Source organism: Pseudomonas sp. SG-MS2 (assembly GCF_009933855.1).
In the GTDB taxonomy this organism is placed as follows: Bacteria; Pseudomonadota; Gammaproteobacteria; order Pseudomonadales; family Pseudomonadaceae; genus Aquipseudomonas; species Aquipseudomonas putida_E.
The window spans coordinates 1-4,686 of the sequence record NZ_MOMO01000151.1; the positions used below are offsets into that span (position 1 = coordinate 1).

Annotated in this window: 6 protein-coding genes; 3 read left to right on the forward strand and 3 right to left on the reverse strand. The window is 62.9% G+C overall.

Features of this window, described 5'->3' with window-relative positions:
* From phaZ to BLX42_RS12525, 3 genes are all read left to right on the forward strand, one after another.
* A partial coding sequence (gene phaZ / locus BLX42_RS12515) for a poly(3-hydroxyalkanoate) depolymerase (protein WP_161871887.1) occupies positions 1–580 on the forward strand: 580 nt, incomplete at its 5' end.
* Between the two features lie 54 nt (positions 581–634).
* Positions 635–2,317, forward strand: coding sequence for a class II poly(R)-hydroxyalkanoic acid synthase (gene phaC, locus BLX42_RS12520; protein WP_161871888.1), 1,683 nt, complete (start codon positions 635–637; stop codon positions 2,315–2,317).
* A gap of 13 nt (positions 2,318–2,330) precedes the next feature.
* Positions 2,331–2,945 carry a TetR/AcrR family transcriptional regulator gene (locus tag BLX42_RS12525; protein ID WP_115273414.1) on the forward strand — a complete coding sequence of 205 codons (615 nt, stop codon included), beginning with the start codon at positions 2,331–2,333 and terminating at the stop codon, positions 2,943–2,945.
* 122 nt (positions 2,946–3,067) lie between these two features.
* On the opposite strand, the gene BLX42_RS12530 is transcribed toward BLX42_RS12525, so the two are convergent.
* The 3 genes from BLX42_RS12530 to BLX42_RS12540 form a co-directional block, all read right to left on the reverse strand.
* A complete protein-coding gene (locus BLX42_RS12530; RefSeq protein ID WP_161871889.1) occupies positions 3,068–3,832 on the reverse strand; it encodes a phasin family protein in 765 nt (254 codons plus the stop codon).
* A gap of 10 nt (positions 3,833–3,842) precedes the next feature.
* A complete protein-coding gene (locus BLX42_RS12535; RefSeq protein WP_046785015.1) occupies positions 3,843–4,262 on the reverse strand; it encodes a phasin family protein in 420 nt (139 codons plus the stop codon).
* Positions 4,263–4,373: 111 nt separating this feature from the next.
* Positions 4,374–4,649: a polyhydroxyalkanoic acid system family protein gene (locus BLX42_RS12540; RefSeq protein WP_046785014.1), complete on the reverse strand. Its 276-nt coding sequence runs from the start codon at positions 4,647–4,649 to the stop codon at positions 4,374–4,376.
* Between the last annotated feature and the right edge of the window lie 37 nt (positions 4,650–4,686).

Genomic DNA, 4,686 nt, shown 5'->3' on the forward strand with positions numbered 1-4,686 from the left:
GGACTACGGCCAGGTCAACGTGATCGGGGTGTCCTGGGGTGGCGCCCTGGCCCAGCAGTTCGCCCATGACTATCCGGAACGCTGCAAGAAATTGGTGCTGGCCGCTACCGCCGCCGGTGCAGTGATGGTGCCGGGCAAGCCGAAAGTACTGTGGAACATGGCCAGCCCTCGGCGTTACATCCAGCCCTCACATGTGATTCGCATCGCTCCGCTGATCTATGGCGGCGCCTTTCGCCGCAACCCTGACCTTGCCATGCACCATGCCTCCAAGGTGCGCTCCGGCGGCAAGCTGGGCTATTACTGGCAGTTGTTCGCCGGGCTGGGCTGGACCAGCATCCACTGGCTGCACAAGATCCAGCAGCCCACCCTGGTGCTGGCCGGCGACGACGATCCGCTGATCCCGCTGATCAACATGCGCTTGCTGGCCTGGCGAATTCCCAATGCCCAGCTACATATTATCGACGACGGTCATCTGTTCCTGATCACCCGGGCTGAGGCCGTCGCCCCGATCATCATGAAGTTCCTCGAGCAAGAACGTCAGCGCGCGGTCATGCACCCCCGCCCGGCCTCCGGCGGCTAGGGTGCTGTTTGCTGTTGTTCTGTCCCGACCGTGGCCTGACGAAGGAGTGCTGCCATGAAAGACAAACCGGCCAAAGGAACGACAACGCTCCCCGCCATGAGCATGAACGCACAGAACGCGATCGTCGGCCTGCGCGGCCGCGACCTGATTTCCACGCTGCGCAATGTTGGCCGCCATGGCTTGCTCAACCCGTTGCATACCGCACGCCACCTGCTCGCCCTGAGCGGCCAGCTGGGGCGCGTGATGCTCGGCGACACACCCTATTCGCCGAGCCCGCGGGACGCGCGCTTCAGCGATCCTACATGGAGCCAGAACCCGTTTTACCGCCGTGGCCTGCAGGCCTATCTGGCCTGGCAGAAGCAGACCCGCCTGTGGATCGATGAAAGCCACCTGGACGACGATGACCGGGCCCGCGCGCATTTCCTGTTCAACCAGATCAACGACGCCCTGGCACCGAGCAACTCGTTGCTCAATCCGTTGGCGGTCAAGGAACTGCTCAATACCGGCGGACAGAGCCTGGTGCGCGGCGTGGCCCACCTGCTCGATGACCTGCGCCACAACGACGGCCTGCCGCGCCAGGTGGACGAGCGCGCCTTCGAGGTGGGCGGCAACCTGGCCGCCACGCCGGGCGCTGTGGTGTTTCGCAACGAGATGCTGGAGCTGATCCAGTACAAGCCAATGAGTGAAAAACAGCACGCTCGGCCCTTGCTGGTGGTGCCGCCCCAGATCAACAAGTTCTATATCTTCGACATGCAGGCGAACAACAGCTTCGTCCAGTACATGCTCAAGAACGGTTTGCAGGTGTTCATGGTCAGCTGGCGCAACCCCGACCCGCGCCACCGCGAATGGGGCCTGTCCAGCTACGTGGAGGCGCTTGAAGAGGCGCTCAACGCCTGCCGCAGCATCAGCGGCAACCGCGACCCCAACCTGATGGGGGCCTGCGCCGGCGGCCTGACCATGGCCGCGCTGCAGGGCCACCTGCAAGCCAAGCACCAACTGCGCCGGGTGCGCAGCGCCACCTACCTGGTCAGCTTGCTCGACAGCAAGTTCGACAGCCCCGCCAGCCTGTTCGCCGACGAGCAGACCATCGAAGCGGCCAAGCGTCGCTCTTATCAGCGCGGGGTACTGGATGGCAGCGAAGTGGCGCGGATCTTCGCCTGGATGCGGCCCAACGACCTGATCTGGAACTACTGGGTCAACAATTACCTGCTGGGCAAAACGCCCCCTGCTTTCGACATTCTCTACTGGAACGCCGACAGCACGCGACTGCCCGCTGCCCTGCATGGCGAACTGCTGGACTTCTTCAAGCTCAACCCGCTCACCCACCCCGCCGGGCTGGAAGTCTGCGGCACGCCCATCGATCTCAAGCAGGTCAACCTCGACAGCTTTACCGTGGCCGGCAGCAATGACCACATCACCCCATGGGATGCCGTGTACCGTTCGGCCTTGCTGCTGGGCGGCGAGCGACGGTTCGTGCTGGCCAACAGCGGGCACATCCAGAGCATCATCAACCCGCCCGGCAACCCCAAGGCCTACTACCTGGACAACCCCAGGCTATCGAGCGACCCGCGGGCCTGGTTCCACGATGCCAAGCGCAACGACGGCAGCTGGTGGCCCCTGTGGCTGGAGTGGATAACCCCACGTTCCGGTCCGCTCAAGGCGCCGCGGGTGGAGCTGGGCAACGCAACCTACCCACCGCTGGGCCCCGCGCCAGGCACCTATGTCCTGACCCGATGAGCACAACGACTGGATGAAGACCCGCGACCGTATTCTCGAATGCGCCCTGCAGCTGTTCAACCAGCAGGGCGAGCCCAACGTTTCGACCCTTGAGATTGCCAACGAGCTAGGGATCAGCCCTGGCAACCTGTATTACCACTTCCACGGCAAAGAGCCTTTGATAATCGGCCTGTTCGAGCGCTTCGAAGAAGCGCTTGTGCCGCTGCTGGACCCACCGCTGGAAGTGCGCCTGGATGCCGAGGACTACTGGCTGTTTCTGCACCTGATTGTCGAACGCATGGCCCAGTACCGCTTCCTGTTCCAGGACCTGTCGAACCTGACCGGTCGCCTGCCCAAGCTGGCGCGGGGCATGCGCAGCCTGATCAATGCGCTCAAGCGCACACTGGCGGCATTGCTGGCCAGCCTCAAGGGTCAGGGCCAGGTGGTCAGTGAGACGCAGGCACTGGGGCAACTGGTGGAGCAGATCACCCTGACGCTCATGTTTTCGCTGGATTACCAGCGGGTACTGGGGCGCGAGGGGGATGTAGGGATCGTGGTGTACCAGGTGATGATGCTGGTGGCGCCGCATCTGCAGGCGCCTGCGCGGGAGGCGGCGGAGCAGTTGGCGGTGCGGTATCTGGAGGGATAGATAGCTTACAAGGTGCTCAGCTGGCCCCATCGCCGGCAAGCCGGCCCCACACCTACCCTGCTGGCATTGAAACCAGCGGGGTACCTGTGGGCCGGCTTGCCGGCGATGAGGGCAACCCGGTGTCAGGCTTCAGCGCTCACCGGTGCCGACGGCGTGCTGCTGGCCGGTGCCGCGCTTGGCGACGGCGCTGCGGTAGCGGCCGGTGTGGCGCTGGCCGCTGGGGCTGCCGGTTTGGCGGCGGCGGGTTTGGCCGGCGCTTTTTTCACGGCAGGCTTCTTCGCTGCAGCGGGTTTGGCTGCAGGCTTGGCGGCAACCGGCTTGGCTGCAGGCTTCGCTGCTGGCTTGGCCGCAGCAGTCTTGGCCGCAGGTTTTGCCGCCACGGTTTTCGCCGCAGGCTTCGCTGCTGCCTTGGCCAGCGGTTTGGCCGCAGTCTTGCTGGCTGCCGGTTTGGCTGCAGCAGCGCGCGAGGAGACCGGTGTGACCGAGGCGCCGGTCAGCTTCTCGATCTGCTTGGTCAGGCTATCGACCTGCTGGTGCAGGGCCTTGATCTCGTTCCGGCTTGGCACACCGAGGCGCGAAATGGCGCTGTTCAGGCGTTTGTCGAAGGCTTCTTCGAGCTCGCTCCACTTGCCCAGTGCGCGATCTTTCACGCCGGACACACGCGAAGTGGTCGAGGCCTTGGCGTTATCGGCGACATCCTCGGCGGTTTTCTTCGCCTGCTTTTCGGCCTTCTCGCCATCTTTCACCAGCGAGTCGAACAGCTTCGGGCCGTCCTGGTCGATCTTCGAATAGATACCCAGCCCTGCCAGCCAGATCTTGCGGGAGTACTTCTCGACCCCGCCGACCCAGGAGCTGCCGTCTTTGTCGGAATTCTTCTTGCCAGCCATCCTGCTCTCCTTATGGTTTGTGCGCGACGCGCTCAAGCAGCTCATGCAGCTGTTCAAGCTTGATGGACAACGCCTCAACGTCATGTTTAGACGGAATGCCGAGGCGATTCAAGGCGCGACCGACCCGCGCGTCGAAAGCCTTCTCGATCTTGTCGAGTTGAACTTCGACCTTGCCACGTACGCGGCTGACTTCTTCGCTCGCTTCGTCGATCTGGGTGTTGGCGGCATCGAGTTCTTTGTCGATGCGCTTCTTGCCACGTTTCTCGACCCCTTCACCGGCTTTTACCAGCTCCTGAAAGTAGTCCGAACCCTCCTGGCCAACACGGGCGTAAGCGCCGATGCCTGCCAGCCAGATCTTGCGCGCGTAGCCGCGCACCTCGCCCAGCGTGCTTTGGGCGTCATCCTTTTTCTTCACATTCACTTTGGCCATGCTCTATACCTCATGCTCATGAGTGGAGGGAGAAACCGCCCATGGAGGCTGGGCTTGAGCATAAGGTAATGAGTGAAATTAGAATCTTCACCCTAAGAGCAGCTGCAGCTTTCAGACCAGAGCCTTGTCCAGCGCCCGCTCGATCTCACTCTTGATGGTGCCGCTCATCATCGACAGCATCATGCCCAGCTTCAATTCGACACGGATGCTGTCCTCGCCAATATGTACGCTGCCGTTGGCGCCGCTGCGGGCGACGTCCACACGGTCACCGTTCCAGGTGGCCTTGAGGTCGTATTCCTGGCTCAGTTTGTCCACCAGCGCTTGCGCTTTGGCACGGGCGGCCTCGCGACCGAGGGAGTGTTTGCGTTCGACGCTGATCTGGGTCATGCGGGTGTTCCTGGATATGAAGACATAATCGGCATTA

Excerpts from the sequence above, each read along its gene's own strand:
- BLX42_RS12540 (WP_046785014.1), bottom strand. The coding sequence starts at position 4,649 with ATGACCCAGATCAGCGTCGAACGCAAACACTCCCTCGGTCGCGAGGCC.
- BLX42_RS12525 (WP_115273414.1), top strand. The coding sequence starts at position 2,331 with ATGAAGACCCGCGACCGTATTCTCGAATGCGCCCTGCAGCTGTTCAAC.
- phaC (WP_161871888.1), top strand. The coding sequence starts at position 635 with ATGAAAGACAAACCGGCCAAAGGAACGACAACGCTCCCCGCCATGAGC.
- BLX42_RS12535 (WP_046785015.1), bottom strand. The coding sequence starts at position 4,262 with ATGGCCAAAGTGAATGTGAAGAAAAAGGATGACGCCCAAAGCACGCTG.
- BLX42_RS12530 (WP_161871889.1), bottom strand. The coding sequence starts at position 3,832 with ATGGCTGGCAAGAAGAATTCCGACAAAGACGGCAGCTCCTGGGTCGGC.